This is a genomic window from Pseudomonas sp. NMS19W (genome assembly GCF_051554255.1).
GTDB classification, from domain to species: Bacteria; Pseudomonadota; Gammaproteobacteria; order Pseudomonadales; family Pseudomonadaceae; genus Aquipseudomonas; species Aquipseudomonas kribbensis.
Window position 1 is genome coordinate 2,405,415 of the sequence record NZ_CP136718.1, and the last position, 25,706, is coordinate 2,431,120.

Consider the following 25,706-nt stretch of genomic DNA (forward strand, 5'->3'; position numbering starts at 1 on the left):
GCTCAAAGCTCCGCGTACAGGCGACCGGGATTGAAGATGCCCTGAGGGTCGAGTTGCTGCTTGAGGCGACGGTGATAGTGCAGGAGCGCGGGCGGCAAGGGATGGAACGGCGCGTCGATCAAACCATGGCTGTAGCAGGTCGCATGCCCGCCAACAGCCGAAACTACCTGGCGAATCAGAGCAGCTTCGGCCCCTGATTTCAGCCACCGCTGTGCGCCGCCCCAGTCGAGCATTTGTACACCGGCCAAGGCCAGCGGCGGGGTGTTGTTCGGCACCGACAGGCGCCACAGGGGCTGGTCCTCATCAAAAAAGTCCAGGCGCTGTTCATTCAGATCCGACCAATAAGCACCATCAAGCATTTCGCCACCGAGACGATCACGGGCTGCCGCCACCGAGCCTTCGCCACCTTCCAGACGCAAGTGCAGGCGCTGGCCATCATGGCAGGCGGCGCTGATCGGCAACGGCTGCTGGCCCCATTCCGCCAGGCGCTGCAAGGCACGCTCGCTGTCCATTTCCAGGCTGATGCTCAGGCACTCACGGGGTTTGGGCAGGACTTTCAGCGAGACTTCGGTAATCACCCCCAGCGAACCGTAACTGCCAACCATCAGCCGTGACAGGTCATAACCGGCGACGTTTTTCATGACTTCACCGCCAAAGCGCAAATGCTTGCCATGACCCGTGATGATCCGCGTACCCAGCACGAAATCCCGCACCGAGCCCGACCACGGCCGGCGCGGGCCCGACAGTCCGCTGGCGATCATCCCGCCCACCGTCGCATCGTCGGCGAAGGCCGGTGGTTCGCACGGCAACATCTGTTGTGAAGCATCCAGCACCGCCAGCAGTTCGCGCAGCGGTGTGCCGCAACGTGCGGTGATCACCAGTTCCGTCGGATCGTAGCTGACGATGCCGCGATGGGTGCGGGTGTCTAGGATTTCTCCGGCGACGATGCGCCCCAGAAACGCCTTGCTGTTGGCGCCCTGAATCCGCAGGGGCGTGGCGTCCTGCAACGCCTGATTGACCTGTTCGAGCAGCGCGACGCTGTCGTCGAATTCCTTTTCTCGGACCATCAAAAACGCTCCAGCTCGGGAAAGGGCAATTGCCCGGCGTGAACATGCATCGCGCCGAATTCGGCGCAGCGGTGCAGGGTCGGGATGTTCTTGCCCGGATTGAGCAGACCGCCGGGGTCGAACGCGGCTTTGACGGCGTGAAACAGGGTCAGCTCATCGTTGTTGAACTGCGCGCACATCTGGTTGATTTTCTCCCGCCCCACGCCGTGCTCGCCGGTGATGCTGCCGCCGACCTTCACGCACAATTCGAGGATTTTTCCTCCCAGGGCTTCGGCGCGTTCCAGCTCGCCGGGCTGATTGGCATCGAACAAAATCAATGGATGCATGTTGCCGTCGCCGGCATGGAACACGTTCGCCACCCGCAGGCCATGTTCGGCGGACAACTGCGCAATGGCTTGCAGCACGCCGGGCAGTTCGCGGCGCGGGATGGTGCCGTCCATGCAGTAATAGTCCGGCGACAAGCGGCCCACGGCCGGGAAGGCATTCTTGCGACCGGCCCAGAAACGCACGCGCTCGGCTTCGTCCCTGGCCTGACGCACTTCGCTGGCGCCGGCGTTCTCAAGCACCTGGCGCACGCGAATGCAGTCATCGTGGACGTCGGCTTCGACGCCATCGAGCTCACAAAGCAAAATCGCTTCGGCGTCCACCGGATAGCCGGCGTGAATGAAATCCTCGGCGGCGCGGATCGCCAGGTTGTCCATCATTTCCAGACCGCCGGGAATGATGCCGGCGGCGATGATGTCAGCCACGGCGCGGCCGGCGTTTTCCACGGAATCGAATGCGGCCAGCAAGACTTTGGCGGTCTGCGGCTTGGGCAGCAGTTTGACCGTGACTTCGGTGATCACGCCCAGCAGGCCTTCGGACCCGGTGAACAGCGACAGCAAGTCGAAACCGGGGGAGTCGAGCGCATCGGAGCCTAGCGTGAGGTGTTCGCCCTCGACGGTCAGGATCTCGACCTTGAGCAGGTTGTGCACGGTCAGGCCGTATTTGAGGCAATGCACGCCACCGGCATTCTCCGCCACGTTGCCACCGATGGAGCAGGCGATCTGCGAGGAAGGATCCGGCGCGTAATACAGGCCGAACGGAGCGGCAGCCTGGGATATCGCCAGATTGCGCACGCCGGGCTGAACCCGCGCGGTGCGGGCGGCCGGATCGATGTGCAGGATGTTGTTGAAGCGCGCCATGACCAGCAGCACGCCTTTCTCCAACGGCAACGCGCCGCCGGACAATCCGGTGCCGGCACCCCGGGCAACCACCGGCACGTTCATCTCATGGCAGGTGCGCAAAATGCCCTGCACCTCATCCAGATGCCGAGGCAGAACCACCAGCAGTGGCGTGGTGCGATAGGCCGACAAACCGTCGCATTCGTACGGGGCGAGATCCTCGCGCTGATGCAGGATTTCCAGTGCCGGCCACCGGGTTTGCAACGCCTGCAACAGCGCGGCTTTATCGACGTCCGGAAGGGCGCCGTCGATCTGTTCGTCGTAGAGAATGTTCATGTGGGCGCCCCTTGGTTTTTGTTATCGGGTGCGAACTATCAGTCCAGATCAGCAGCCTCATGTCGCTCCGGCACCTGGCTCGCCTCATCGCCCCAGGTCCGGTTGACGCGCTGCCCACGAATGACCGCCGGCCGTTTCGCGATGTCCTCGGCCCAGCGTTGCACATGGGTGTATTCGTGCGCCGAAAGAAATTCGGCCGCGCCGTACACGTTGTTGCGCACCAGTTGCCCGTACCAGGGCCAGACCGCGATATCGGCGATGGTGTAGCGGTCGCCGGCAAGGTAAGGACTCTCGGCAAGACGCCGGTCGAGCACATCCAGCTGACGCTTGGCCTCCATGGTGAAACGGTCGATCGGGTATTCGAGTTTCTCCGGCGCATAGGCATAAAAATGCCCAAAACCGCCGCCGAGGTAGGGCGCCGAACCCATTTGCCAGAACAGCCAGTTCAGGGTTTCGGTACGGTCGGCGAGGTCGGTGGGCAGGAAGGCGCCAAACTTTTCCGCGAGATAAAGCAGGATCGAGCCCGACTCGAAAACCCGGATCGCCGGCTCCACGCTGCGGTCCAGGAGTGCCGGAATCTTGGAGTTCGGGTTGATCTCGACAAAGCCGCTGGAAAACTGATCGCCTTCACCGATACGGATCAGCCAGGCATCGTATTCGGCCCCGGTGTGCCCGAGTGCCAGCAACTCTTCCAGCAGGATCGTGACCTTGACGCCGTTGGGCGTGGCCAGCGAGTACAACTGCAATGGATGTTTGCCGACGGGCAGGGTTTTTTCGTGAGTCGGCCCGGCAATCGGGCGGTTGATGTTGGCGAACTGGCCGCCGGACGGAGCGCTGTGTTTCCAGACCTTGGGTGGTACGTAAGGCGTTTTGCTCATGAAACGAACCTCATCGTCAGCTGCTGAATGGGCGTGAGCCGGCGGAAAAAAACCACCGGCTCCTGACGAACAGAACACCACAGAAGGGCGTTTGAATTCCACCCTGTTGTCCCATCAACTCTTTATATCGTTATTCGATTCGCGGGTGCTGCTGCACGAGGTGCTCGCGTTTGGCTTCCAGCTCGGCGATTTCGGCGTCGATGTCTTCGATCTTCTGTTCGATGTTGTCGTGATGCTCCTGCAGCAGCTCCTTGGCTTCCTCGATATCGGACGCCGCAGGTGCTGCGCCGCGCAGCGGTTTATTCGCGGTTTCCTTCATGGTCACACCGGTGATCAGTCCGATGACGGCAGTCACCATCAGGTAATAGGCCGGCATGTACAGGTTCTGCGTGCTTTCCACCAGCCAGGCCACCACGGTCGGCGTCACCCCGGCGATCAGCACCGAGACGTTGAAGGCACTGGCCAGTGCGCTGTAGCGGATGTGAGTCGGAAACATCGCCGGCAGCGTAGACGCCATGACCCCAATGAAGAAGTTGAGCACCACGGCCAGTATCAGCAGGCCGGAAAAGATCAGGCCGATCTTGCCGCTGTTGATCAGCATGAACGCTGGTATGGCGAGTATGAACAAGCCGATGCTGCCGAAGATGATGAAGGGACGACGGCCGATCTTGTCGCTGATGAAACCGATGGCAGGCTGCACGAACAACATGCCGACCATGATCGCGATGATGATCAGCACCCCGCGATTTTCGCTGTAGTGCAGGTTGTGCGAGAGGTAGCTCGGCATATAGGTGAGCAGCATGTAGTAGGTGACGTTCGTTGCCGCCACCACACCGATGCAGGTCATCAGGCTGCGCCAGTGTTTGGTCGCGACTTCCTTGAACGACACTTTCGGGCCGCCGGCCAGGCCTTCGCGGTCACCTTGTTCAAGCTTCTCGACATGCTGCTGGAACGCCGGGGTCTCTTCGAGCGCATGGCGCAGGTAGAGCCCGATCATGCCCAGCGGCAGGGCGAGGAAGAACGGCAGGCGCCAGCCCCATTCCTGGAACTTTTCTTCGCCGATGATCGCGGAAATCAGCACCACTACACCGGCGCCGAGGACGAAACCGGCGATGGAGCCGAAGTCCAGCCAGCTGCCGAGGAAACCGCGTTTGCGATCCGGCGCATACTCAGCGACGAAGATCGAAGCACCGGTGTACTCGCCTCCGACCGAAAAGCCCTGGGCCATTTTCGCCAGCAGCAGGAGGATCGGCGCCCAGATGCCGATCGAGGCATAGGACGGGATCAACCCGATGGCAAAGGTGCTGAGCGACATGATCACGATGGTCGCCGCGAGGACTTTCTGGCGTCCGTACTTGTCTCCCAGCGCACCGAAGAACAACCCGCCCAGCGGCCGGATCAGAAACGGCACCGAGAAAGTCGCCAGTGCCGCGATCATCTGTACGCCGGGATCGGCGCCGGGGAAGAAGACCTTGCCCAGTACATAGGCGACGAAGCCGTAGACGCCGAAGTCGAACCACTCCATCGCGTTGCCCAGCGCCGCAGCGGTAATGGCTTTGCGCATTTTGGCGTCGTCGACAATGGTGATGTCTTTCAGTCCGATCGGGCTGACGCTTTCCTTTGATTCCATGGGATTCACTCTGCATCTGATCTGTCTTTGTGCAAACCGCGAGTCAGAGCGGTTTGCCGTGACCGATGCCATCTCTGTGATGGCACGGCTTCTTCCTGATCAGATACAAGTGGACACGAAAAAATTCACCACTGATTTGGTTTTTTGCCAATGACCGGATTGTGACGCGATCCTGCGCGCAATTGCGCCGGACTCACGCCAAGTCGCTGCTTGAACGCACTGGTCATGTGCGCCTGGGAATTGAAACCGCAGGCGAGGGCGATTTCCGCCAGGCTGGCCTTCGAGTCGCGCATCAATTCACGGGCCCGCGCCAAGCGTCGATCTATCAGATAGCTATGGGGACTTTTGCCAGTGGCCTGCTTGAAGGCGCGAGTGAAATAGCCTTCGGACAGTTCCAGCAGTTGCGCCATGGTGTGAAGGCCGAGCGGGCCGTCGAGGCCGGCGTCGATGAACTCATCGAGCAGACGCAGGCGACGTCCGGTGATAGTGCCTTGAGGCAAGAGAATGTCTTTGCCTTCGGCGCGTTCCGCCAGTTCCAGAGCCCAGGTTTCCCATTCATCGTCCACCGAGGCCATCAGCATCGCGTTGCGCATTTGCGAGGCAAGACGAATGGCCTGCGGGTCGATGCGATTGTTGAACGCGTGCTCACCTGCCAGTGCGATGCCGTCAGTGCGAATCACCCGCAGGTATTCACCGCCCATGGGCGATTCGGACATCACGTCACAGCCGGCAGGCACAAATGCCAGGCCATTGGGCATGGCATCGAAGGGGCGCACCCGGTCGCTGCCGATGGCGTGCACGCCGCGCTGACTGTCGAAGGCGAAGCCGATCGCAGACTGGCTCGCCACATAACGCGTCGCGTAGGCGGCGCCGGGCAGCAATTCGATCGCCCACGGGCCGGCCTCGATACGACGGACCGGTTCCGGGACGACGGCTGGCTGCTGACGGTTTCGATGGCTCATGAGCGCCATAGTAGTGAAGAGTGCAGGCGAAAGTCAGGTCAGTTTTTTGAAAGCCGACGTGATGTGCCTGTGCCTAGACTGGGGCCAGGCACAAGGAGATTCCCATGCATTCATTCACTCGCGAAGACATCGAACAGGCTGCCCGTCAGGTTTACCAGGTGATGCCGGCCACTGCCCAATACCGCTGGCCATTGCTGGCCGGGCGGTTGGGCTGCACCGTGTGGGTCAAGCACGAAAACCACACACCCACCGGTGCGTTCAAGGTACGTGGCGGCATTACCTTCATGCACTGGCTGCGCCGCGAACATCCCAACGTCAAAGGCATTGTCTCCGCGACGCGCGGCAATCACGGTCAAAGCCTGGCACTGGCGGCCAGTGCCGTCGGGTTAAGGGCGTTGATCGTGGTGCCGGAGGGCAATTCGCTGGAAAAGAACAACGCCATGCGCGGCTTTGGCGGCGAAGTGGTCGAGTATGGGCGTGATTTCGATGAGGCCCGTGAGGAAGCAGCACGTCTGGCGCTGGAACACGGACTCTATCTGGTGCCACCGTTCCACACCGAGCTGGTCAAGGGCGTGGCGACCTACGCGCTGGAACTGTTCAGCGCGGCGCCGGATCTGCACACCGTCTACGTGCCCATCGGATGCGGCTCGGGCATTTGTGGCGTGATCGCTGCTCGTGATGCGCTGGGTCTGGATACTCAGGTCGTAGGTGTGGTCTCTACCGAAGCGGCCGCCGCCAAACTGTCCTTCGAGGCGAAAACAATCTGCGAGACTGCCTCCGCCAATACCTTTGCCGATGGCCTGGCCGTGCGCAAACCGATTGCCGAAGCGTTCGATGTCTATGGGGCCGGCGCTGCACGAATCGTGTCCGTCAGCGAGGACGAAATCGCCGAAGCCATGCGCGTGTATTACACCGACACCCACAACCTCGCCGAAGGCGCCGGCGCCGCCGCGCTGGCTGCACTCATTCAGGAACGGGAAAGGATGCAGGGCAAAAGGGTGGGGGTGATTCTGTCCGGAGGCAATATCGACCGGGCGGTGTATGCGCGGGTGATTGGCTGATAGATGACGGCTGGCTGCGGGGCATCGCTTTTCCGCTTGTGATTCGTCCTGCCTACCCCTTATAAGATCGACTTTCACTTTCGATATAAAAGGGTGTCACGCATGAGCAATGCCTGGAACGAAGGTTATTTCACGGACGAAGGCTACACCTACGGGTATAGCCGGGAGATCAATCCGGTTTTCCAGCGCTATTGTTTGTTGTTGCGTGGTTTCGCCACGCTGGAGGGCACCGACGGCTATCACTGCGAGCTGGGTTTTGGCCAGGGCGTTTCGATCAATATCCATGCGGCGGGTAATCCGGGGACCTATGTCGGTACGGATTTCCATCCGGGCCAGGCCGCCCATGCCATCGGGCTGGCGAACGATTGGGGCAGCGATGCGCGGCTGTATGACGACAGCTTCGAGCAACTGTTGGCCCGCCATGACCTGCCGCCGTTCGACAGTATCAGCCTGCACGGCATCTGGACCTGGGTCAGCCGTGACAATCACCAACTGATCGTCGAGTTCGTCCGTCGTCATCTGAAGCCGGGCGGTCATGTGTACATCAGCTACAACTGCTTCCCGGGCTGGTCGCCCATGGCGCCGTTGCGCCAGTTGTTCAGCCTGCATGACCGCTTTGCCACACAGACTTCGGCACGCCCGGACCAGCGGATCGACGCCGCGCTGCAATTCTCCGAGGCGCTGCTGGCGGCCAATCCCAATTACGCCAATTCGGTGCCGGGGCTGGACGCGAAGGTGCAGAGCATCAAGGGCCAGAATCGTCAGTACGTCGCCCACGAATACTTCAACCGCGACTGGAATTGCATGTACTTCACCGACGTGGTCGAAGCCATGGCCCCGGCCAAGCTCGACTACGCCACGACTGCCGTGCCTCTGGATACGGTGGACCCGCTCAACCTGAGCGCCGAAGGCATGGACTTTCTGGAAGGCATCGAGCATCCGGTCATGCGCGAGCAGGCCCGTGATTACTTCGTCAATCAGAACTTCCGACGAGACCTTTACGTGCGTGGCGCCAACCGGTTGTCCGCCTCCGAACACCGCGAGCGTATGCTCAGTACCCGATTCGTTTTGATGCAACTGGCGGACAGTGTTGCGGGCAGCGTCACCGGTCCAGCAGGCTCGGCCACGTTGCAGGCCGAGATTTACGGCCCGGTGCTGGATGCATTGGCGGATGATGCCTACGTACCGAAAACCCTGCGTCACTTGCTGGAAGCTTCGCCTTTATTGGGTTATGGCGATGTGGAGCAGGCCCTGAACGTGTTGATCGGGATGGGCGCCGTGGCACCGTGCCAGAGCGAAGCGGCCGAGAAGCAGGTGCAGGCCCGCTGCACAACCCTCAACCTGCAACTGTGCAGACGCTCGTTGTTCGACCACAAGATCCAGGTGCTGGCCAGTCCGGTCACCGGTGGCGGTGTGACGGTCAGCCGCTTCCAGCAGTTGTTCCTGATTTCGATCAAGCAAGGCAAGACCCGTCCGGCCGAGTGGGCACTGCTGGCATGGGGCATCATCGGCGGTCAGGGGAGAGGGCTTGCTCAAGGACGGCAAGGCACTGACCACCGCTGAAGAAAACATTGCCGAACTGACCGAGCAGGCCGAGGCATTTGCCGAGCGTTCGCTGGTCATTCTCAAGGCCCTGAAAATCGTTTGAAGGTGAAAGGTGCAGGACGGGGCAGGTTTCGACCTGCCGCCGTCCCGCATTACCGCATCTCGGGTTATCCGCCGTAGGCCGGGTAATCCACATACCCTTCGGCATGGCCACCGTAGACCGTGGCCGGATTCAGTGAATTCAGCGGCCAGTCATTGGCGATGCGCGCCGGCAGGTCCGGGTTGGCCATGAACGGACGACCGAAAGCCACGAAATCCGCCAGCCCGGAATCCAGCAACTGCGCACCGGTTTCTGCGGTGTAGCGTCCGGCGTAAATGATCGCGCCGCTGAAGGTGTCGCGCACTGCCTGGCGGAACGTGAGTGGCATCGCCGGCGCATCGTCCCAGTCGGCTTCGGCGATGGACAGATAGGCGATACCCACGTCCTGCAGCACCTTGATCGCTTCGGTGTAAGTGGTGTGCGGATCTTCCTCGACCATGCCCAGGTAGGTACGTGCTTCATCGGTGGTGGTGAACAGCGGGGCGAAACGCACACCGACTTTTTCACGCCCGATGCACTCGGCAACACCGGCCACCACTTCACGCAAAAAGCGCAGGCGATTGTGCAGCGAGCCGCCGTATTGGTCGGTGCGCAGATTGCTGTGGGCCGAGATGAACTGGTTTACCAGATAGCCGTTGGCGCAGTGCAGTTCGATCCCGTCGAAGCCTGCCTCCATGGCATTGCGTGCGGCCTGGATATACAGCTGAACCAGTTCCTGCACTTCATCGGTGGTCAGGGCACGCGGGGCGGACGGCGGTACCAGGGCGCCGGCGCCGGGCGCGGTTTCGATGAACACGCTGACCCGGTCAGTGGCCACCGCAGAGGCCGAGACCGGCGCGGCACCGTCAGGTTGCAGAGCCGTATGGGACACGCGCCCCACATGCCAGAGCTGAGCGAAGATCACGCCGTCCCGCGCATGGACTGCCTCGGTGACCTTGCGCCATCCGGCGATCTGCTCCGGAGTATGAATGCCCGGCGTCCACGCATAACCCTGGCCGCGCGGCTCGATCTGCGTGCCTTCCGTCACCAGCAGACCGGCGCCGGCGCGTTGCTGGTAATACTCGGCCATCAATGCATTGGCGATATTGCCCGGTTGCGTGCTGCGCTGGCGGGTGAGGGGCGGCAGCACGATGCGGTTTTTCAGGGTGTGACGGCCCAAAGTGCCGGGTTTGAAGAAACTGCTGTGATTCATGGATGTACCTTGATTGGGTTTTATTAGACCAGTCGACTAGTGATCGGGCCAAAAAAAGACGCCGTGCAACGCGCGCACGGCGTCCGGGTGGATGACGGCTGAAAAGTCAGCCGAGCAGCTTCAACAGTTTCTCGGCGACAGCGGCGGAGCTGGCCGGGTTCTGGCCGGTGACCAGTTTCCCGTCAGTCACCACGTGCACCTGCCAATCGGCGACTTTGGAGTAACGGGCGCCGAGGCGCTGGAACTCGTCTTCGACCAGGAACGGCACCACATCCGTCAGACCGACCGCCGCTTCTTCAGAGTTGGTGAAGCCGGTGACGTCACGATCCTTGACCAAGGCTTTGCCGTCAGCGCCGAGTACATGCCGCAGCACACCGGGGGCGTGGCAGACGAAACCATGAGGCTTGTTGCTGCGGGCGAAGGCCTCGATCAGGGCGATGGAATGCTTGTCCTCGGCCAGATCCCAGAGCGGGCCGTGGCCACCTGGATAAAACACGGCATCGAAATCCTCGGCACTGACATCGGCCAGGCGCCCGGTGTTTGCCAGCGCCTGCTGCGCCGCCGAATCCTTGCGGAAGCGGTCGGTTTCGGCGGTCTGGGCGTCAGGTTCGTCGCTTTTCGGATCAAGCGGTGGCTGGCCGCCGGCGGGCGAGACCAGCGTGATATCGGCGCCGGCGTCCTTGAAGGCGTAGTAGGGCGCGGCGAATTCTTCGAGCCAGAAACCGGTTTTTTTGCCGGTGTTGCCGAGCTGATCGTGGGAAGTCAGAACCATCAAGATTTTCATAGAGCACCTTGGTTGGGTCGGGTGTCGTGGCTGTGCGAGGGATTCGCACACGATCGACACCGGGGAAAAGGTTTGTCGGGGCGCAGCATAGATTCCAATTAGACCAGTCGTCTAGTAATTTTTTATCCGCATGTTTTTCATGGACCGGTGTGGCAAACTCCCGTTCCTTCGAGTTAAACGACTGGTCTATTGCCTGGTAATCTGCGCCCCGATGAAACCGACCTACGACGACACCCGCCAACACCTACTCGACACCGGCCACCGGATGATGGCCGAAAAGGGCTTCACCAGTGTCGGCCTGAACGAGATCCTGCAAACCGCCGGCGTGCCCAAAGGCTCGTTCTATCACTACTTCAAATCCAAGGAGCTGTACGGCCAGGCGCTGCTTGAGGATTACTTTGTCTGCTACCTGGCCGACATGGAACGACGCTTGACGCTGCCCGACCTGAATGCCCGCGAGCGACTGATGGACTACTGGCAGGGCTGGCAGGATCGCTGCACGCTGGAAGGGCACGGCGACGAGTGTCTGGTGGTGAAGCTCAGTGCCGAGGTGGCCGATCTGTCCGAAGCCATGCGCCTGACCTTGCGCGATGGCGCCGAGCGCGTGGTGGCTCGCATCACCATTTGCATCGAACAGGGCCAGGCCGATCAATGCCTGCCCGACGGCGATGCCCGGCAACTGGCGGAAACCCTCTATCAGCTGTGGCTGGGGGCGAGTCTGTTGAACAAGTTGCAACGGACCGGGCAGTCGCTGGACACGGCGATGGCGACCACCAAGCGACTCTTGAGCGCCTGAACTTTTAGCGCTCCTGTCCCTTGCTGATCGAATGCCGGCGAAGTTTCAGGGCCGTGTCGAGCCGGCTCACCCAGTTGATGTCATTCAGATCCGCGCCCAACAGATTTTCGATGCGTCCTGTCCGGTAATTGAGGGTGTTGGGGTGAATGCCGAGGGTCTTGGCGGTCTGGGCGCGGTGACGGCCACTCGAGAAAAACGCTTCCAGTGTCAGCAGCAGGTCGGGTTCATGGCTGAGTTGCTCGATGAGCGACATCAGGTATCTGAGAGTGTTGTCGTGGCTGCGCACGCTGTCTTCGATCAGCACGCTGGAGTAGCGTCTGACACGTGCTTCAGCGCCGTCGAAAGGGAACAGGTCGATGGCCTTGATCGCTTCTTCCGCCGTGCCGATCCAGCCGGCGATCCCCTGATTCAGCAGACCGATGCCAATGCCACGCAACGACGGCAGCAACGCCGGCAGTGACGCGGCGCTGTCGCTCATGCGCTGGTCGCATTGCGTGAGGGTTTCGCCTTTGATGCCCGGCAGCCAGATCACCAGTCTGTCCCGATACCAGACGCGGATCAGTTCCTTGACGGGAATCTTCAGGTGCCGGGCAACCTGCAGGGTCATACGGTCGAATTCGTCCTCGCGCTGCAACGGCTGGACCGGGCGCAAGGGCAGTTCCAGTGCAAGTGCCACCCGGGGCGTGCTGGCGTCCAGGCCGAGCGCCGACAGGGTGTCTTCGAAGCCCTCGGTATCCTGCGGCGAGTGCAGCAGGAAGTGATAAAGCCGCTGGTGCAGATGTTCCCGCCAGCGGACTTTCTGAATCTGTTCTTCCAGATAGGCCTGGACCACTTCTTCGGCAATGTCGTCGAAGAAGTCGAACATGTAGCCGGAAATCTGCAACAACAACTCTTTGCTCAACGCATCGTCGTCTCTGGCAAGTTCCAGATAGCCGCTCCAGATTTCACGCACTCCCAGACTGAACCCGCGCATCAGTGATTGCAGGGGCACGCCCTGATGGACGCGCCGGCAACCGATCTCCTTCAGCGTTCGGCGAGTGTCCTGCGACAAGCCCTCGCCGGTCAGCAGCGTTTCGCACCACAGGCGCGCGGTGTAGCTCAGGGAGTTTTCCAGATCCCTGCGGGCTTCGGGCGTGAGGTCCTTGTAGCCTGCCATCCCGTTGAGCTGGCTGTTGATCTTCGCGGTGAGCAGGGAAGGGGTGTTCGCAAACTCGCGGGTGATCGTTGCAAGTCGAGCGCTGAGGGTGGGAATGGGCGTCATCGCGTTCACCTTTTTGCGCCTGGAAGTGTCGGTTTCACTCGCCGGCGAGTGTCTGTGCGCGCTCTATACTCTTACGTTCACCAAGCCAGTTCAACAGCGCTTTCAGCCCGGTTTTGCGGTTGTTTACTGTCACAACGAAGTTATGTTTTTTTCAATATCGGGACGGTGACCGGATCGGTAAGGTGCGCAGGTCAATTCCTTGCCCAGAGGTTCCAGTTTGCGTCAGTCGTCACTCGCGGAGGTAGACATGCCTTCATTCGATCCCGTCAGGCTGGCACTGATACCTGTCGTTCTCCTGCTCAGTGGATGCTCCACTTCCCCCTCGCTTGTACTGTTCGGTGCGGCTTTTCCCGACTGGCTGTTCTGCATTGTCGGCGGCGTTCTGGTCACCACGGCGATCCACGTGATCCTGGGCAAATATTCGCTGCGTGAACGCATTTCTCCTCTGGCACTGACTTACCCGGCGCTGACCGGACTCCTGGCGATGCTGTTGTGGCTCGTCGTCTTCCACGGATGAATGCCCGCCATGAATAACCCCACCGCAAAACCGCATTCAAGCCGTGTGCCGGCGCTGCTGATCGTTCTGGCGGCGTTTCTGCTGCTGGGTTATGTGCTCTGGCAAACCGAAACCCGGCCGAGTACCGATGATGCCTACGTGTACGCCGACACCATCGATGTCGTTCCGGAAGTGAACGGCCGGATCGTCGAAATGCCGGTGCGCGACAACCAGTTGGTCAAGCAGGGCGATCTGTTGATCCGCATTGACGCGCGTCCGTATCAGGACGCACTGGATCAGGCCAAGGCGCGGCTGGTGACCCTCAATCATCAGATCGGCTTGACCCAACGCAGCGTGAACGCCCAGCAATACGAGGCCGCATCGGCCGTGGCATCGGTCGAGCGGGCGAGGGCGCAGGCCACGCAGTCCAACGACACCCTGCAGCGGCTGGAGAAGTTGCTCGCCAAGGGCTACGTGTCCGTGGAAGCGGTGGATCAGGCGCGAACGGCCCAGCGTTCGACGGCTGCCGAACTCAACGCCTCCCGATTGCAGGCGCAACGGGCCGGGGCTGCGGTCAGTGGCGTGGATGCGCTGGTGGCGCAGCGGGCCGAGGTCGAGGCGCAGATTTCTCTGGCCGAACTGAGTCTGGAATTCACCGAAGTGCGCGCGCCTTTCGACGGGCGAATCGCCTCCTTGCGCACCACCGTCGGCCAGTTCGCCTCGGCCTACAAACCGATCTTCACACTGATCGATACGCGCCACTGGTACGTGGTGGCGAACTTTCGCGAGACCGATCTGAAAGGCATCAAGGCCGGCACGTCCGCCACGCTTTATCTGTTGGGCGACACCGGCAAGCGCTTTCAGGGGCGGGTCGATTCGCTCAGTTTCGGTGTGTTGCCGGATGACGGCGGAACTGTCATCGAAGGCCTGCCGCGTGTCCAGCGCACTATTAACTGGGTCCGGGTTTCGCAACGTTTTCCGGTGAAGATTTCTGTGCAGGATCCCGACCCGGAACTGTTCCGCATCGGTGCCTCGGCCGTCGCGGTGCTGCGCCCTGACGAACCGGCCAAGACCGGCCAATGAAACACTCGGCGGAAGACTGGAACCGGGGCGGCCTGGAGCGCCTGTACCGGTTTCTGGTCGATGAACTTCAGCCCTATCCCGGTCGTATGAACCTGCTGTTGCGCACGCTGCTGGGCAGTGCGCTGGTGATCATCATTTCGATGACTTTGCAGGTGCCGTTGCTGGCGCTTTCGCTGATCGTGGTCTTCTACGTGACGCAGACCAACGTGGTGCTGACCCGCATGGTCGGGATGCTGTTCCTGGTCGGCGCAACGCTGGCCATCGGCTTGACCATCCTGCTTCTGAAATTCACCTACGGATACCCGCTCCTGAGAATTCTCGGCGCGAGCGTGCTGTTTTTCTGCAGTGCGTATCTGATTCGGGTCACGCGGATCGGCGTGGTGTTTTTCGTGGTCGGCATTGTGGTGATCTATGCCCAGACCTTCGTCGACCTGACCGATCAGGCCGAGGCCGTTTTGCGTCTGGTGCTCTGGGTGTGGGTGGCGGTCAGTTACGCCATCGGCCTGACGCTGTTGGTCAATACGTTGCTGTTGCCGGCGGAGCCTGTCCGGCAATTGCAGAATCATTTGCGCTCCCAGTTGCTCACGGTTGCCCGGTGTCTGAGCGGCGAGCAGAGCGGGGCGGCGCTGGGTGCCGCCACAATTCAGCGTAGCGTGTTGGCCTCGCAACAACTGTTGCGGTTCGCTTGCATGCGCGACGCTGACTTTCGCAGTCAGCAGGCCGCGCATCTGGCACGCATCAGCAGTATTTCCCGGCTGTTGACGCTGGCGGCTCAACTGCCACCGCCAACAGCCAATGCCCGGGCCATCGAGTTGTTGCGTCAGGCCGTGCTTGATCTGGAGGCCTCTCTGGAGACGGGCCAGGTGCCTGAAGGATTGTCCGCTCTGGATCAGATCGATACGACCGGCCTGCCCGGCGTGTACGAGGAAATGCGCCTGGAGTTGTTGTCTTTTCTCAATGTGCAGGTAGCTGACAGCGCCCCGGAAACCAAGGCGAAGGGGCCGCCGATGTGGGTGCCGGATGCCTTTGAAAACCCGGTGTACACGCAGTTTGCCGTCAAGACGCTGCTGGCGGCATCGCTTTGCTACCTGTTCTACATGGGCACGGACTGGCAAGGCATCCACACCATCATGCTGACCTGCCTGATCGTCGCTCAGCCCAGCCTCGGCGCCACGGGGATGCGTGCAACGTTGCGCGTAGGTGGTGCGCTGGTGGGCAGCGCTTTGGCATTGGCGATGGTGATTCTGGTGGTTCCGCACATCGACGGAATCGTCGGCCTGTTGTTCATGTCATTACCCGTGATCGCGCTCGGTTCCTGGATCGCCGCCGGCTCCGAGCGCATCAGCTACGCCGGTGTGCAGATCGTATTCACCTTTGCGTTGGCGTTACTGGAGCAGTTCGAGCCCAGCACCAATCTCACCGAGATTCGTGATCGCATCATCGGTGTGCTGCTCGGTGTCGGGATTTCCCTGTTGATTCACACCTTTCTATGGCCCGAGGCGGAAGGTGAAACGCTGCGCCAGCGATTGGCGACGCTGGTTGGCCGGCTCGCGGATTCGCTCAAAACCAGACGAGCAGCCGACGATTCGCCCCGTGATTTGCGGGTGTGGAGCGAGTTGGCCGATTGCCAGGCGATGGTGGCCCGAGTGGCGCTGGAGCCAGGGTGGCAAGTCGCCGAGAGTCATCAGGAAGTGTTGGTCTTCCGCATGCAGGAATTGCTGGTGCGACTCAGAACCATCGCCATGGCAATCGATGCATTACAAGTGGAGCTGACTCACGGTCAGTCCCAAGGCGAGGCCTGGCTGGCATCCCTTGAACTGTGCAACGCAACGTCCGCCGTGCTTGGTGACTACGCGCAACAACTGAAAGGTCAGCAGGGCTTTGCGGTCGCGAGCGGGGAGCTGGAGCGCTTGCGGGAATACGCCAGCGCAAGGCTGGCGGATGATGTACTAAAAGCGCGTTTTCTTCAGTTGCTGGCGAGCGTGGAAAACCTGCCCGCCCGTTAATGCGACGAAACATACTCCGAGGGCGTAGTCGGCGCAGGCAACGCGTACGTCGCCTTCATCCACTCGATCTCCGCCTGCGGTGTCCTGCCAAAAAAGCGTTTGAACTCGCGACTGAATTGCGAGGCGCTTTCATAACCCACGTTGAACGCCGCTGCCGAAGCGGTCATGGCGTTGCGCAGCATCAACAGCCGCGCCTGATGCAAGCGTGTCGACTTCAGATACTGCATGGGTGAGGTGTCCGTCACGCCGCGAAAGTGCAGGTGAAAATTCGGCACGCTCATACTGGCTTCGTGGGCGAGTTGCTCGACGTCGAGGCGCTCCTGATAGCAACTGTGGATCTTGCGGATCGCCCGGGTCACCTTGCCGAAATGCCCCTGTCGATGGAGCGCGGCACGCATCGATCCGCCTTGTTCGCCCGTCAGAATGCGGTAGTAAATTTCCCGCAGCAGCGATGGCCCCAGAATCTGCGCGTCCCCCGGAATGCTCATCGCTTCGAGAAAACGCAACGTCGAAGTGCGGAGTTTGTCGTCCATCGGCGAAGCGTACATCCCCTTGGGTTGCGCATCGCTCGGGCCGTGCAGGTCATCCACTTGCTGCATCAACTCGCTGGCCAACTGGAAGTCGAGGTGCATGTAGATCGCGAGCATCGGCTCGGCCTCGGTGGCATCGGTTTCCATGGTGAAGGGGATGGGCACGGACACCACCAGATAATGCTGGGCGTCGTAGACGTAGACGTCGTCGCCCAGATAACCGCGTTTCTGCCCCTGACAGAGAATCACGATGCCCGGGTCGTACAGCACCGGCGTGCGGGTCAGCGGCCGGTTCGAGCGCAGGAAACGCACGCCTTCAAGCGCACTTAGGTTGTAACCCTCGACCGGTGCGAGGGTCTCCATAAGCTGCACCATGCGCGAGGTGCCTGCGTCGGCCTGCTTCATTGCGTTCTCTCGGTTGGCCATTCAATGGTCGGTGGAGCGAGTCAACGCTTCCCACTGATCGATCTCGCCGGCAGCGTGTTCGAGCTTTTCACGCACCAGGCGCAACGCGTCACTGCCCAGGAGCACGTGCGCCGGTGGTGTCAGGCTGGCGATGATCTGCAACATCGCTTGAGCTGCTTTTTGCGGATCGCCGAGCTGCTTGCCGCTCTTGTCTTCGCGCGCCTTGCGTACCGGATCGAAACTGGCGTCGTAGTCGGCAATGCTGCGCGGCGTGCGCTGCATCGAGCGACCGGCCCAGTCGGTTCGAAATGAACCCGGCGCGACGGCAGTCACAAAGATATTGAAGGGCGCCAGTTCCTTGCTCAGCGTATCGGAGATGCCTTCGAGCGCAAATTTGCTGCCGCAGTAGTACGCGATGCCCGGCATCGTGATCGTGCCGCCCATCGAAGTGATATTGATGATGTGGCCGGCACGGCGCTGGCGAAAGAAGGGCAGAAACGCCTTGATCACGGCAACCGCACCGAACACGTTCACGTCGAACTGGCGGCGCATCTCTTCCAGCGGCGACTCTTCGAAGATGCCTTCGTGACCGTAACCGGCGTTGTTGATCAACACATCGACCGGGCCATGAGTCGCCTCAACTTCGGCAATGACGCCGTCGATCCGGTCGAAGTCCGTGACATCCAGCATCACCCCGTAAGCGTTATCCATGGACAGCGCTTGAAAGGCGTGCAAGTCGGCCTCTTTGCGCACGGTGCCAATGACGCGATGGCCGGCCGCGAGCGCTTCCCTGGCCAGCGCATGGCCGAAGCCGCTGCTGACGCCGGTGATGAAAAGGGTCTTGGTGGTGGTCATGACGGGCTCCGGTGATTGGGGTTTCAGCTCATGGTATCCATCGAAGAAACGCCCACCTATGTCGGTTTGTCTTTGAGCATTGCCTATTCCTATCAGCGATGCGAGATAACGCCCGATGAACTTTTTGCATGGCTCCGGGCATCCAAGCAGGAACAGACCCAACGCGCTGATATCAGCCAAGGACAGACGATGACTTTTCTAATTTTCCTGTTGGCCTGCGGTGCGGCAGCGAGCACCGGTATGATTTTCCAGCCTGGCCCATGGTACCAATCGCTGGTCAAACCGCGCTTCACACCGCCCAACTGGGTGTTTCCCGTTGCCTGGACAACGATCTACCTGTTGCTCGCGTGGGTCGGCTATCGCCTGACTCTGACACCCGGCAGCGAAACGGTACTCGCTTTGTGGGCAGCGCAAATTGCATTGAACACCTTGTGGACACCGGTATTCTTCGGCGCGCATCGACTCTTCGCCGGCATGCTGATCATCACGCTGCTGTGGCTGGTGGTCGCGGCGATGGTGGTGTTGGCCTTGCGCCTGGACGTGATTACCGGATTGATCCTGTTCCCTTACCTGGCATGGCTGTGTGTCGCGGCGGCGTTGAACTTCTCCATTCTGCGCAACAACCGCGAATAAATAGGACGAAATGAAGACATCAATGGACTGGCCCGCCGACGAAAACGAGCTGGCGCAATTACGCACCTTCAACAAGAAACTTGCCCGGCTGCCGCGCTTTCGCATCCGCAATCGCATCACGCCGCGAGTGATTCAGTTGCTGCTGCGCCTCAGCCAATTGGGCGGCGCGAGAAAGTTGCTCAAGCACGGGCTCGAGGCCGAACGCAAAGTCGTTGGCGTTGACGGCGCTTCAGTGCCAGTGCGGATCATCCGGCCAAAGACAAAAGCCAAAGGCGTGGTGCTGGATTTTCATGGCGGTGGCTGGGTCATCGGCAACGCACAGATGAACGATCACCTCAACATCGGCATGGTGAAAGCCTGCGACGTGGCCGTGGTCTCAGTCGATTATCGGCTGGTGGTCTCGACGCCGATCGAAGGCGTCATGCAGGACTGCCTCACGGCGGCCCGCTGGCTGCTGAGCGATGACTGCCATGAATTTGCGAACCTCCCCGTCATCGTCGTGGGCGAATCCGCCGGCGGCCACCTCGCCGTCGCAACCCTGCTGCAACTCAAACAATGGCCGGACTTGCTCAAACGGGTGCGCGGGGCGCTGCTGTACTACGGCGTCTACGACCTGACCGGAACCCCCAGCGTACGCAACGCCGGGCCTGAGACCTTGCTGCTGGATGGACCGGGCATGGTTGAAGCGCTGCAAATGCTCACGCCGGGATTGAGCGATGAAGAACGGCGGTGGGCGCCGTTGTCTCCGTTGTACGGCGACTTCACCGGGTTTCCGCCGGCGTTGATGTTTGCTGCGGAGCTGGATCCGCTCAGGGATGACACGCTTGGGTTGGCTGAGCGTTGGAGTCGGGCGGCGGACGTGGAGGTGCATCTGTTGCCGGAAACGGCGCATGGGGTGATTCATTTTCCGTTGGGGTTGGCGGGGAGGGTGGTTGGGTATAGTCGGGAGTGGGTTGCTGGGCGGGTTGGTGAGGGGTGAGTGTTTTATGGAAGGCCGATTTCAGCCTCCACGAATGTCCGCTTTCGGCCAAAAGCGGACGCTCGGGAGTTACCGATTACGGCCAATATCAGTCGACGGAGCCGATTGCGGCTGTTCCATTTTTTCTAATTCGCATTGCGCCCCGACACGTGGCCGCTCCACTCCATATCTGTAAACCCACTGGTTTTGAGTTAGCAGCGACGTTTAGGACGACTGTATCCGGCTTGTTCTAAAAGTTTACTAGCCTCGTGAATGTCGAGTGAGTACCTATCTGGATCCATTAGATCGGTGTAGAACTCTGCGCAACCGCCGACTACATGACCGCTCCAGATTGAGACCTCTCTACTTTCTCTGCGAAATAATTGAAGAAAGAAACGTTTAAAGTCAGATGTAAGAGAAAACTTAGCTCTGTAAGGGTTACCCTTGCGCAGATAGTCATCCCAATTTAGCCTAATCGGAAGGCGAAAACCTTCCATTCTAGTGGACAGATCTAAAATGATATTAAATGTCAAAAACTCTACTCTAACTCCTAAAAGATCCTGCACCAAAATTCTATTCAGTACGTTATTTCTTCCTTCGTCGGTATTGTATAAGCTGGTCCATATACCTTTTTGTGACGACTGCACTACCACAATGTGGGCTCGTTGAATCGAGCCAGAACTATCAACGACTACTGCATATTCTGCTGCGCACGGTTGACGATCATTGCCAGCATAAAAAATTTGCTTCACAAGATAATCTCACTCTCTAAGCAGTCAACTCAAAAAAGCCACGAGCTTGCTTCCGAATTTTGTGTTCTGTTTTGATAGGCAACTATCCGCACTTAGAATCATTTCAAGCTGCTTTACCTCAACCAACCCCTTTTGGTAAAGGTCACTCCATATGCTGTCAAGGATTTCATGATTTGCAATTAGTTCGGGCATAGCGCTTGCAATAATTTGAGATAGAGATACTGAGGTTTGGTATGGTTTAACACGATTATTCTCTGTAAACCACCGCTCAGGATCCTCGAAAAGCTTTAGGAGCCTAGTGTGTGAAACTGTGCACACGTCTACAAAATTAAGGAAAATCTGTCGGTAATCATCACTTGGGCATGTAGGTAGCGCAGAGTTTATTACGGCATTTCGTAATGCTTCAAGCTTTTCTGTCTGATGGTTCCTTAGTGAGATATTGCAAACTTCTGCAATCGTACTTATGAATGCTTCATTTTCCTTTAGTCCTGCTTCCGTCACAACTCCTTGATCTATGAGGTCGTTTAAAGCTGCTCCAATCGCAAGCATTGTTTCTGTGCGGCGCTTATTTAAAGGGGCCTCAAGTAAAGAATTAAAAATCTCCAACAACGGACTTCCAATAACGGGTACTGCTCCTATGGCAACTCTTCCAATGCGGTGTAGCTTCTCATCAATTGGTTCGACTTTTGGATCAATCGCTTCAAGATTAATTTTTTCCATGATTAGAGACTCCTTGATGCCATACGCTCGATGCTAAATATTGATATGCTTTCCGTTGTCAAGCATATCAATTTTACCTAACTCAAAGTAGTCCATCGCGGTGAGGCCCTAGTGCTAATCAAAATTAGAAAAGAGGACGCATTTATTTTTAGGATCAACCGGCTGCTTTTGGCCGGTAGGCGCCTGTCACGAAAGGCTCCTGCCGGCCACAAGTGGACGTATGTAGCTGGGGGGCTCCCCGGTTTTAATCACCCGGTTCGCCTGGTTTATGTTTTTTCACATTGCGATAGCAAGCTCTTCGACATTGTCGCTTCCAAACAGGTTGTTTATCGCTTCGAGGGCGGTTCCCGGCATGGTTTGCGTGGCAAGCACTGCGAGCCGAGTCATGGGTCGGGATATAGAAACATAGAAGAGGTTGCGGGCACGATAAAAGCCCTTCGAGTTCTTGCTATTCAGCGCTTTTGTCTTAACAAGCTCTAGTAGTTGAGGCCAGTTGTAATGATTCCAGCCCCCTCCCAGCACTACCAAAACGTTCTCAAACTCGGCGCCCTTGACGCTATGCTGTGTGGCAAAGGAGGTCTGTTTCTCAATGAATTTGACCACCTCGATAACCTCTCTGTAAGGTATTTCCCGCAGCTTGCTGTACCGCTGAAGTGCGGAAGCATCGTCAGGTATGGGGTCGCCATTTAGGGCTCTGAGTTCTTCGTCGCGCCGGCGCAGACGATCCGGTGGCGATGGGCGTTTCGTTGCTTTTAAGTGATCAATGACCTGTCCAATCGTGCCATTTGCACGCAACATCTGGAGGGTATCCATGTCGCGACGCCAACGGGTTTTGTCTTCATGCTTGGTGATCGTAGGACCGGAGCCGAACACCCTGAACATATCGCCGAAGCGAGATGCGCCATAGGCCGCACACATGGGTTCGACTACCTCTACAAAGAACTTGATCGCCGGGTCTTCCTTTTTTACGAATTGTTCGGTACGACCGCTGAACACCTCAGCAATGTTGGGATAACCCTGTTCAGCGGCCAGGACGTTGTGGGTGAGCATCAGTACCTTCGTCTTGCTCAGATCCCAGCCTTCGGCTTGCAGTCGCTGCATCAAGTCTTCTCGAGTGCGTCGCGCTAGGTCGGGTGGAAGATCCTCTTTGGAGTGCCTGTCATTGGTCCGTTGACCTTTATAGGCGTTGGTGTGAAAGAACCGAGCCTCGCCCTTCGCCTCGGGTTCATGAACGGCTTGCTTCAGTTCAGGGCGCAGTTTGTTCAGCACATCGACAACTGCAGGCACCGATCGAAAGTTGGAGCCTTTGGGAATTTCTTCTATCGGGTACTCTGCGAGCTCGTATTCACTGCGATAAATAGTCTGCCAGTGGTCTCCAAATAGACCAATGAGCGGACCTGTGGCGGGCCTCAAGAAGTGCTCGGTAATTGCCTCCATAAACTGGGGATGGGTATCTTGATACTCGTCGATGAAGATCACTGGAAACTGTTGGCTCAAGAGACGTCGAAACTTTTCCTTCTGCAGGAGATTTGCCATCATCTCCGGAATGTCGTCGTGGCTCAGCGTGATTCTGTCGGTATCGACGCTAAAGTATCCTAAGTTGTAATCCACAGACTTTGATCCGATTCCTCCGCCTTGTTCGACCTTTTCTTTTCGATCGTCCATTTCACCCACGAGGTCGCGCAGCGCTTTTTGAAACTGGTGTAGGAACGCCCAGGAAAATCCGTGGATGGTATTGACCAATATGGCGGGGTGATCCTCAATCTCCCGGGCAATTTCGTTACGGGCAACCTCGGTGTAGGTGATGCAAGCTACCTTTTGTCCTGCTTGAACCAAGGCTGGGCCTCGCTCTGTAATCAATCGCTTAAGCGCGGCGACCAGGGAATACGTCTTGCCTGCGCCGGCGCCGGCTTCAAGGCGAAAGCTATAACCAGCATCAAGGGCCTCATTGATCTTTCTTTGGGCCTCTTGTGCAGCAACGAGTGCGGGATTCTCAGTAGGCTCCTTCATACCGCCTCCTCCTTAACTGGTGCTTCCACGTTCTGCGCGGAGGGAGGCGGGGCGGAAAGCCATCCTAGACCTTCCTGGATGTAGCGGGGTACCGTCCATTCCTTTTCGCGAATGGCAAACCGCAGAGCCGTATCCGCTTTCGCGAGCCCCTTGGCGATCTCCCATGCCTCAGATGCCTCGTCCTGTTCCTTAGGCCATTTAAATCGATCGGGGTTTGCTAGGACGAGTGCATCTTCATAGCTGCGGGCACAAATGTTAGTGCCTGGCTTCTCTGCAATTTGATAGGCAATGCGACGGTAACCGATTTGCTTCTCTTCGGCAGTCTTGGCAACAAGCTCTGCAGGAGTGATCTGCCAGCCATCCTTATCCGCGGCGTCGTTGGGACGAAACCAATCCTTGATTGCTGCATTCGATGTCTGCTCTCCCTCAGCCACGGGGCACTTGTCCCAAGTCGTAATCTTTTTCCCATGCTTGTTCTGCTTTTCCACCGGCTTGGTTGAATCTAGGTCGGTGACGACCAAGGTCTTGAGTTCGAGGAAGTCGAGGAGTGGATAAAAGATGTGCGCGTATGCTCCGCCGACCTCGACGCAGGTCACATACTGTCTGGCCAGCTTGTGCTTGTCCTCGAGCGACTTATCAACCAATTCGCACAGACGGGGCATCAGTAGCCTCTCCGTTGTTCCCTCAACCATGATGGCCTTGTCCGCAAAGTACAGGTCACACTTGGTTAACGTCATGTATTGGTGCAGGAAGTCTTGGTCGTCGGGAGAAATGCTGCTCAAGCCCTTCTTGAAGTCTTTGACCTTGGTCTGACGAGCATTTTCCGGGGTTGGCGACTCATTTAGGAAATACCGCACTGCTTCAAACGATGCGGTATTTGCCACATGCGGAGAATGCGTCGTGATGACGAACTGAACGTTCCACGCAGCCTCTTCAGGGTAGCTCGTCGACAGTTTTCCAATGGCTGCATTGAGCTGGTTGATGAAAACTTCTTGCATCTGCGGATGCAAGTGAGCCTCAGGTTCTTCGATGAATATTAGGTGAGTTGCTGGACGGGTTGTCTTGGCTCGGTAGGCCTTGTGGTAACTCTCGAGCTGCAACAGCATGTAGATCAGGTTGCGAGTGCCGAGGCCATTATAGCCCTCAGGGAGATGTACCCCGTCTGTGCCTGTGTAGACCACTTTTGTGTGGTCCGACAGCAAGGCCTCAACGTTCAATGAAGTCTCGGGTCGAAGCTCGGTATCGTTGAGGCTCGGAAAGCCCAGTGCCTCCATCGCTGGCAAAAGCTTTTTCAGCATCTCGTCGAAGTCGCCTTGAACATTGCGCTCGATTTCTTCGACGGATGCCTTCAGCTTCGCCGCCAGCTCCTGATCTGCAGCCGCAGCAGTTGGTGCGGAGGCAGTTTTGAATAATGTGCTGAGCAATTTCCCAATGACATCGGCATCGCCATGCTTCGCATGGTCGAGAGTTCTTTGTGCCCGAACGAAATTACACTGCAGCAAAGCCGTTAGTGCGGCCGTGCCCTCAAAATCACGGCGATTGGTATCGTCGGTGGGGTCGATGGCGCACACGTGGATGCTGTATGCCTTGGGCACCGTGTCGCGCAACGAGCGGAAGAAGTGTGTTCTTGGTCCGACACCGTCTGGTGCGGGAGGGGGATCGAGCAGGGTGTGGAGGGTTGCCAATGTCGCTCGGTATTCGAGGTGCACAATGGCAGTGGTGGAGTCTAGATCCAAGTCAATGACGAAAGGCGAAAGAGGTCCTAAATTCGGGGCGGTGCTGTCGTAGCGGAAGGTGAGCGTAAGAGCAAGCGTCGGGAGTGCCGCGAGTACGTCCTCCGGCTTTGTCGCTTGTTCTCTAAGCATCTTTGCAGCGAAGAATCTCTCGCGCTGTGCGGGCGAGAAGTCTTCAAGGCGAAACCTCGCCCCGGTCTCGCCAGTGAAGCGATCAAAAATGTCGGTAAACGATGTCTTTCCACTGTTGTTGCGTCCCACGATCACTGTGGAATTTTCTTCCAGCATGATCTCAACATCCTGAAGCAGTCGAAATCCCTCGACTCTAACCTTCTCGACTCGCATTCTAGCTCCCCCGATTGGCTGTCCTAAGCGGCTTCTTATTCGCCGGAAATGTATTTTTTTGTTCTTACTTGGTGAACGGTATGTGTGGCGCCTTGCTACAAAACCTTACCGTCAAATACCACTTCAAGCCGAGCCAGCCCTTACTGTCTCATTTTTTTCCACAAGCCTACGCGGTTCGCGTTGCTGTTAATCATCCATGTTAGCGTGAGGTCGGCGAAGGGGCGCAAATCGAATTAGAAACGTGGCATGTAGCTGACGTCTTTGCAGCAGGTCAGTTGTCCTTTGACGAGCACTGATGGGGCGCTTTTGGCCGAACGTTGCCTGTGATTAAGGGCAGCTCTAGGCCACAGCGGTCGCTTCAGAACGTCCGCTCTTGGCCGAAAGCGGCCGCTCAAAAACAAAGAG

Annotated in this window: 20 protein-coding genes and 1 pseudogene; 8 read left to right on the forward strand and 13 right to left on the reverse strand. The window is 58.6% G+C overall.

The window, feature by feature from the left end; all coding sequences use genetic code 11:
- Positions 1-2 precede the first annotated feature (2 nt).
- The 5 genes from glcE to R1A29_RS10825 form a co-directional block, all read right to left on the reverse strand.
- Positions 3-1,067, reverse strand: a complete 1,065-nt coding sequence (glcE, locus tag R1A29_RS10805) for a glycolate oxidase subunit GlcE (RefSeq protein ID WP_438301435.1) — start codon at positions 1,065-1,067, stop codon at positions 3-5.
- A complete protein-coding gene (glcD, locus tag R1A29_RS10810) occupies positions 1,067-2,566 on the reverse strand; it encodes a glycolate oxidase subunit GlcD (RefSeq protein WP_438301436.1) in 1,500 nt (499 codons plus the stop codon). The genes glcE and glcD overlap by 1 nt, the downstream gene beginning before the upstream one ends.
- A gap of 38 nt (positions 2,567-2,604) precedes the next feature.
- A complete protein-coding gene (yghU, locus tag R1A29_RS10815; RefSeq protein WP_438301437.1) occupies positions 2,605-3,444 on the reverse strand; it encodes a glutathione-dependent disulfide-bond oxidoreductase in 840 nt (279 codons plus the stop codon).
- 130 nt (positions 3,445-3,574) lie between these two features.
- The gene (gene proP, locus R1A29_RS10820; protein WP_114882313.1) at positions 3,575-5,074 is read right to left on the reverse strand and encodes a glycine betaine/L-proline transporter ProP; all 1,500 of its coding nucleotides are present in this window, start codon (positions 5,072-5,074) and stop codon (positions 3,575-3,577) included.
- A gap of 125 nt (positions 5,075-5,199) precedes the next feature.
- Positions 5,200-6,045 (reverse strand): helix-turn-helix transcriptional regulator, encoded by an 846-nt coding sequence (locus tag R1A29_RS10825; protein ID WP_438301438.1) that lies wholly within the window; start codon positions 6,043-6,045, stop codon positions 5,200-5,202.
- 95 nt (positions 6,046-6,140) lie between these two features.
- On the opposite strand from R1A29_RS10825, the gene R1A29_RS10830 reads away from it, so the two are divergent.
- The gene (locus R1A29_RS10830; protein ID WP_438301439.1) at positions 6,141-7,097 is read left to right on the forward strand and encodes a threonine dehydratase; all 957 of its coding nucleotides are present in this window, start codon (positions 6,141-6,143) and stop codon (positions 7,095-7,097) included.
- A 102-nt stretch (positions 7,098-7,199) separates the two neighbouring features.
- A pseudogene (locus R1A29_RS10835) lies at positions 7,200-8,745 on the forward strand (class I SAM-dependent methyltransferase).
- 64 nt (positions 8,746-8,809) lie between these two features.
- Here the strand turns inward: R1A29_RS10835 and R1A29_RS10840 are convergent.
- Positions 8,810-9,934 carry an alkene reductase gene (locus tag R1A29_RS10840; RefSeq protein WP_438301440.1) on the reverse strand — a complete coding sequence of 375 codons (1,125 nt, stop codon included), beginning with the start codon at positions 9,932-9,934 and terminating at the stop codon, positions 8,810-8,812.
- Positions 9,935-10,040: 106 nt separating this feature from the next.
- Positions 10,041-10,718: a type 1 glutamine amidotransferase domain-containing protein gene (locus R1A29_RS10845; protein WP_085708558.1), complete on the reverse strand. Its 678-nt coding sequence runs from the start codon at positions 10,716-10,718 to the stop codon at positions 10,041-10,043.
- Between the two features lie 211 nt (positions 10,719-10,929).
- Between R1A29_RS10845 and R1A29_RS10850 the strand changes: the two genes are divergently transcribed.
- Entirely contained in the window at positions 10,930-11,514 is a 585-nt protein-coding gene (locus R1A29_RS10850; RefSeq protein ID WP_438301441.1) for a TetR/AcrR family transcriptional regulator, read from the forward strand.
- A 4-nt stretch (positions 11,515-11,518) separates the two neighbouring features.
- On the opposite strand, the gene R1A29_RS10855 is transcribed toward R1A29_RS10850, so the two are convergent.
- Positions 11,519-12,775 (reverse strand): PucR family transcriptional regulator, encoded by a 1,257-nt coding sequence (locus R1A29_RS10855; RefSeq protein ID WP_438301442.1) that lies wholly within the window; start codon positions 12,773-12,775, stop codon positions 11,519-11,521.
- 247 nt (positions 12,776-13,022) lie between these two features.
- Between R1A29_RS10855 and R1A29_RS10860 the strand changes: the two genes are divergently transcribed.
- The 3 genes from R1A29_RS10860 to R1A29_RS10870 are packed head-to-tail and all read left to right on the forward strand — an operon-like array spanning position 13,023 to position 16,360.
- A complete protein-coding gene (locus tag R1A29_RS10860) occupies positions 13,023-13,292 on the forward strand; it encodes a YtcA family lipoprotein (protein WP_438301443.1) in 270 nt (89 codons plus the stop codon).
- Between the two features lie 9 nt (positions 13,293-13,301).
- Positions 13,302-14,354, forward strand: a complete 1,053-nt coding sequence (gene mdtN / locus R1A29_RS10865) for a multidrug transporter subunit MdtN (RefSeq protein WP_248739016.1) — start codon at positions 13,302-13,304, stop codon at positions 14,352-14,354.
- Positions 14,351-16,360 carry an FUSC family protein gene (locus R1A29_RS10870; protein WP_438301444.1) on the forward strand — a complete coding sequence of 670 codons (2,010 nt, stop codon included), beginning with the start codon at positions 14,351-14,353 and terminating at the stop codon, positions 16,358-16,360. Before mdtN ends, R1A29_RS10870 begins: the two co-directional genes overlap by 4 nt.
- Here R1A29_RS10870 and R1A29_RS10875 read toward each other — a convergent pair.
- Entirely contained in the window at positions 16,357-17,295 is a 939-nt protein-coding gene (locus R1A29_RS10875; protein WP_438301445.1) for an AraC family transcriptional regulator N-terminal domain-containing protein, read from the reverse strand. The genes R1A29_RS10870 and R1A29_RS10875 overlap by 4 nt on opposite strands.
- A 21-nt stretch (positions 17,296-17,316) precedes the next feature.
- Entirely contained in the window at positions 17,317-18,150 is an 834-nt protein-coding gene (locus R1A29_RS10880; RefSeq protein ID WP_438301446.1) for an oxidoreductase, read from the reverse strand.
- Positions 18,151-18,339: 189 nt separating this feature from the next.
- Between R1A29_RS10880 and tspO the strand changes: the two genes are divergently transcribed.
- Both tspO and R1A29_RS10890 read left to right on the forward strand, forming a co-directional pair.
- A complete protein-coding gene (tspO, locus tag R1A29_RS10885) occupies positions 18,340-18,783 on the forward strand; it encodes a tryptophan-rich sensory protein TspO (RefSeq protein WP_119426627.1) in 444 nt (147 codons plus the stop codon).
- Positions 18,784-18,793: 10 nt separating this feature from the next.
- On the forward strand, positions 18,794-19,762 hold the full coding sequence (locus tag R1A29_RS10890; RefSeq protein ID WP_438301447.1) for an alpha/beta hydrolase: 969 nt from the start codon (positions 18,794-18,796) through the stop codon (positions 19,760-19,762).
- A gap of 755 nt (positions 19,763-20,517) precedes the next feature.
- On the opposite strand, the gene R1A29_RS10895 is transcribed toward R1A29_RS10890, so the two are convergent.
- The 3 genes from R1A29_RS10895 to R1A29_RS10905 form a co-directional block, all read right to left on the reverse strand.
- Positions 20,518-21,213 carry a hypothetical protein gene (locus tag R1A29_RS10895; RefSeq protein ID WP_438301448.1) on the reverse strand — a complete coding sequence of 232 codons (696 nt, stop codon included), beginning with the start codon at positions 21,211-21,213 and terminating at the stop codon, positions 20,518-20,520.
- A gap of 276 nt (positions 21,214-21,489) precedes the next feature.
- Entirely contained in the window at positions 21,490-23,223 is a 1,734-nt protein-coding gene (locus R1A29_RS10900; protein WP_438301449.1) for a UvrD-helicase domain-containing protein, read from the reverse strand.
- Positions 23,220-25,301, reverse strand: coding sequence for an ATP-dependent nuclease (locus R1A29_RS10905; RefSeq protein ID WP_438301450.1), 2,082 nt, complete (start codon positions 25,299-25,301; stop codon positions 23,220-23,222). Before R1A29_RS10905 ends, R1A29_RS10900 begins: the two co-directional genes overlap by 4 nt.
- Positions 25,302-25,706: the final 405 nt, after the last annotated feature.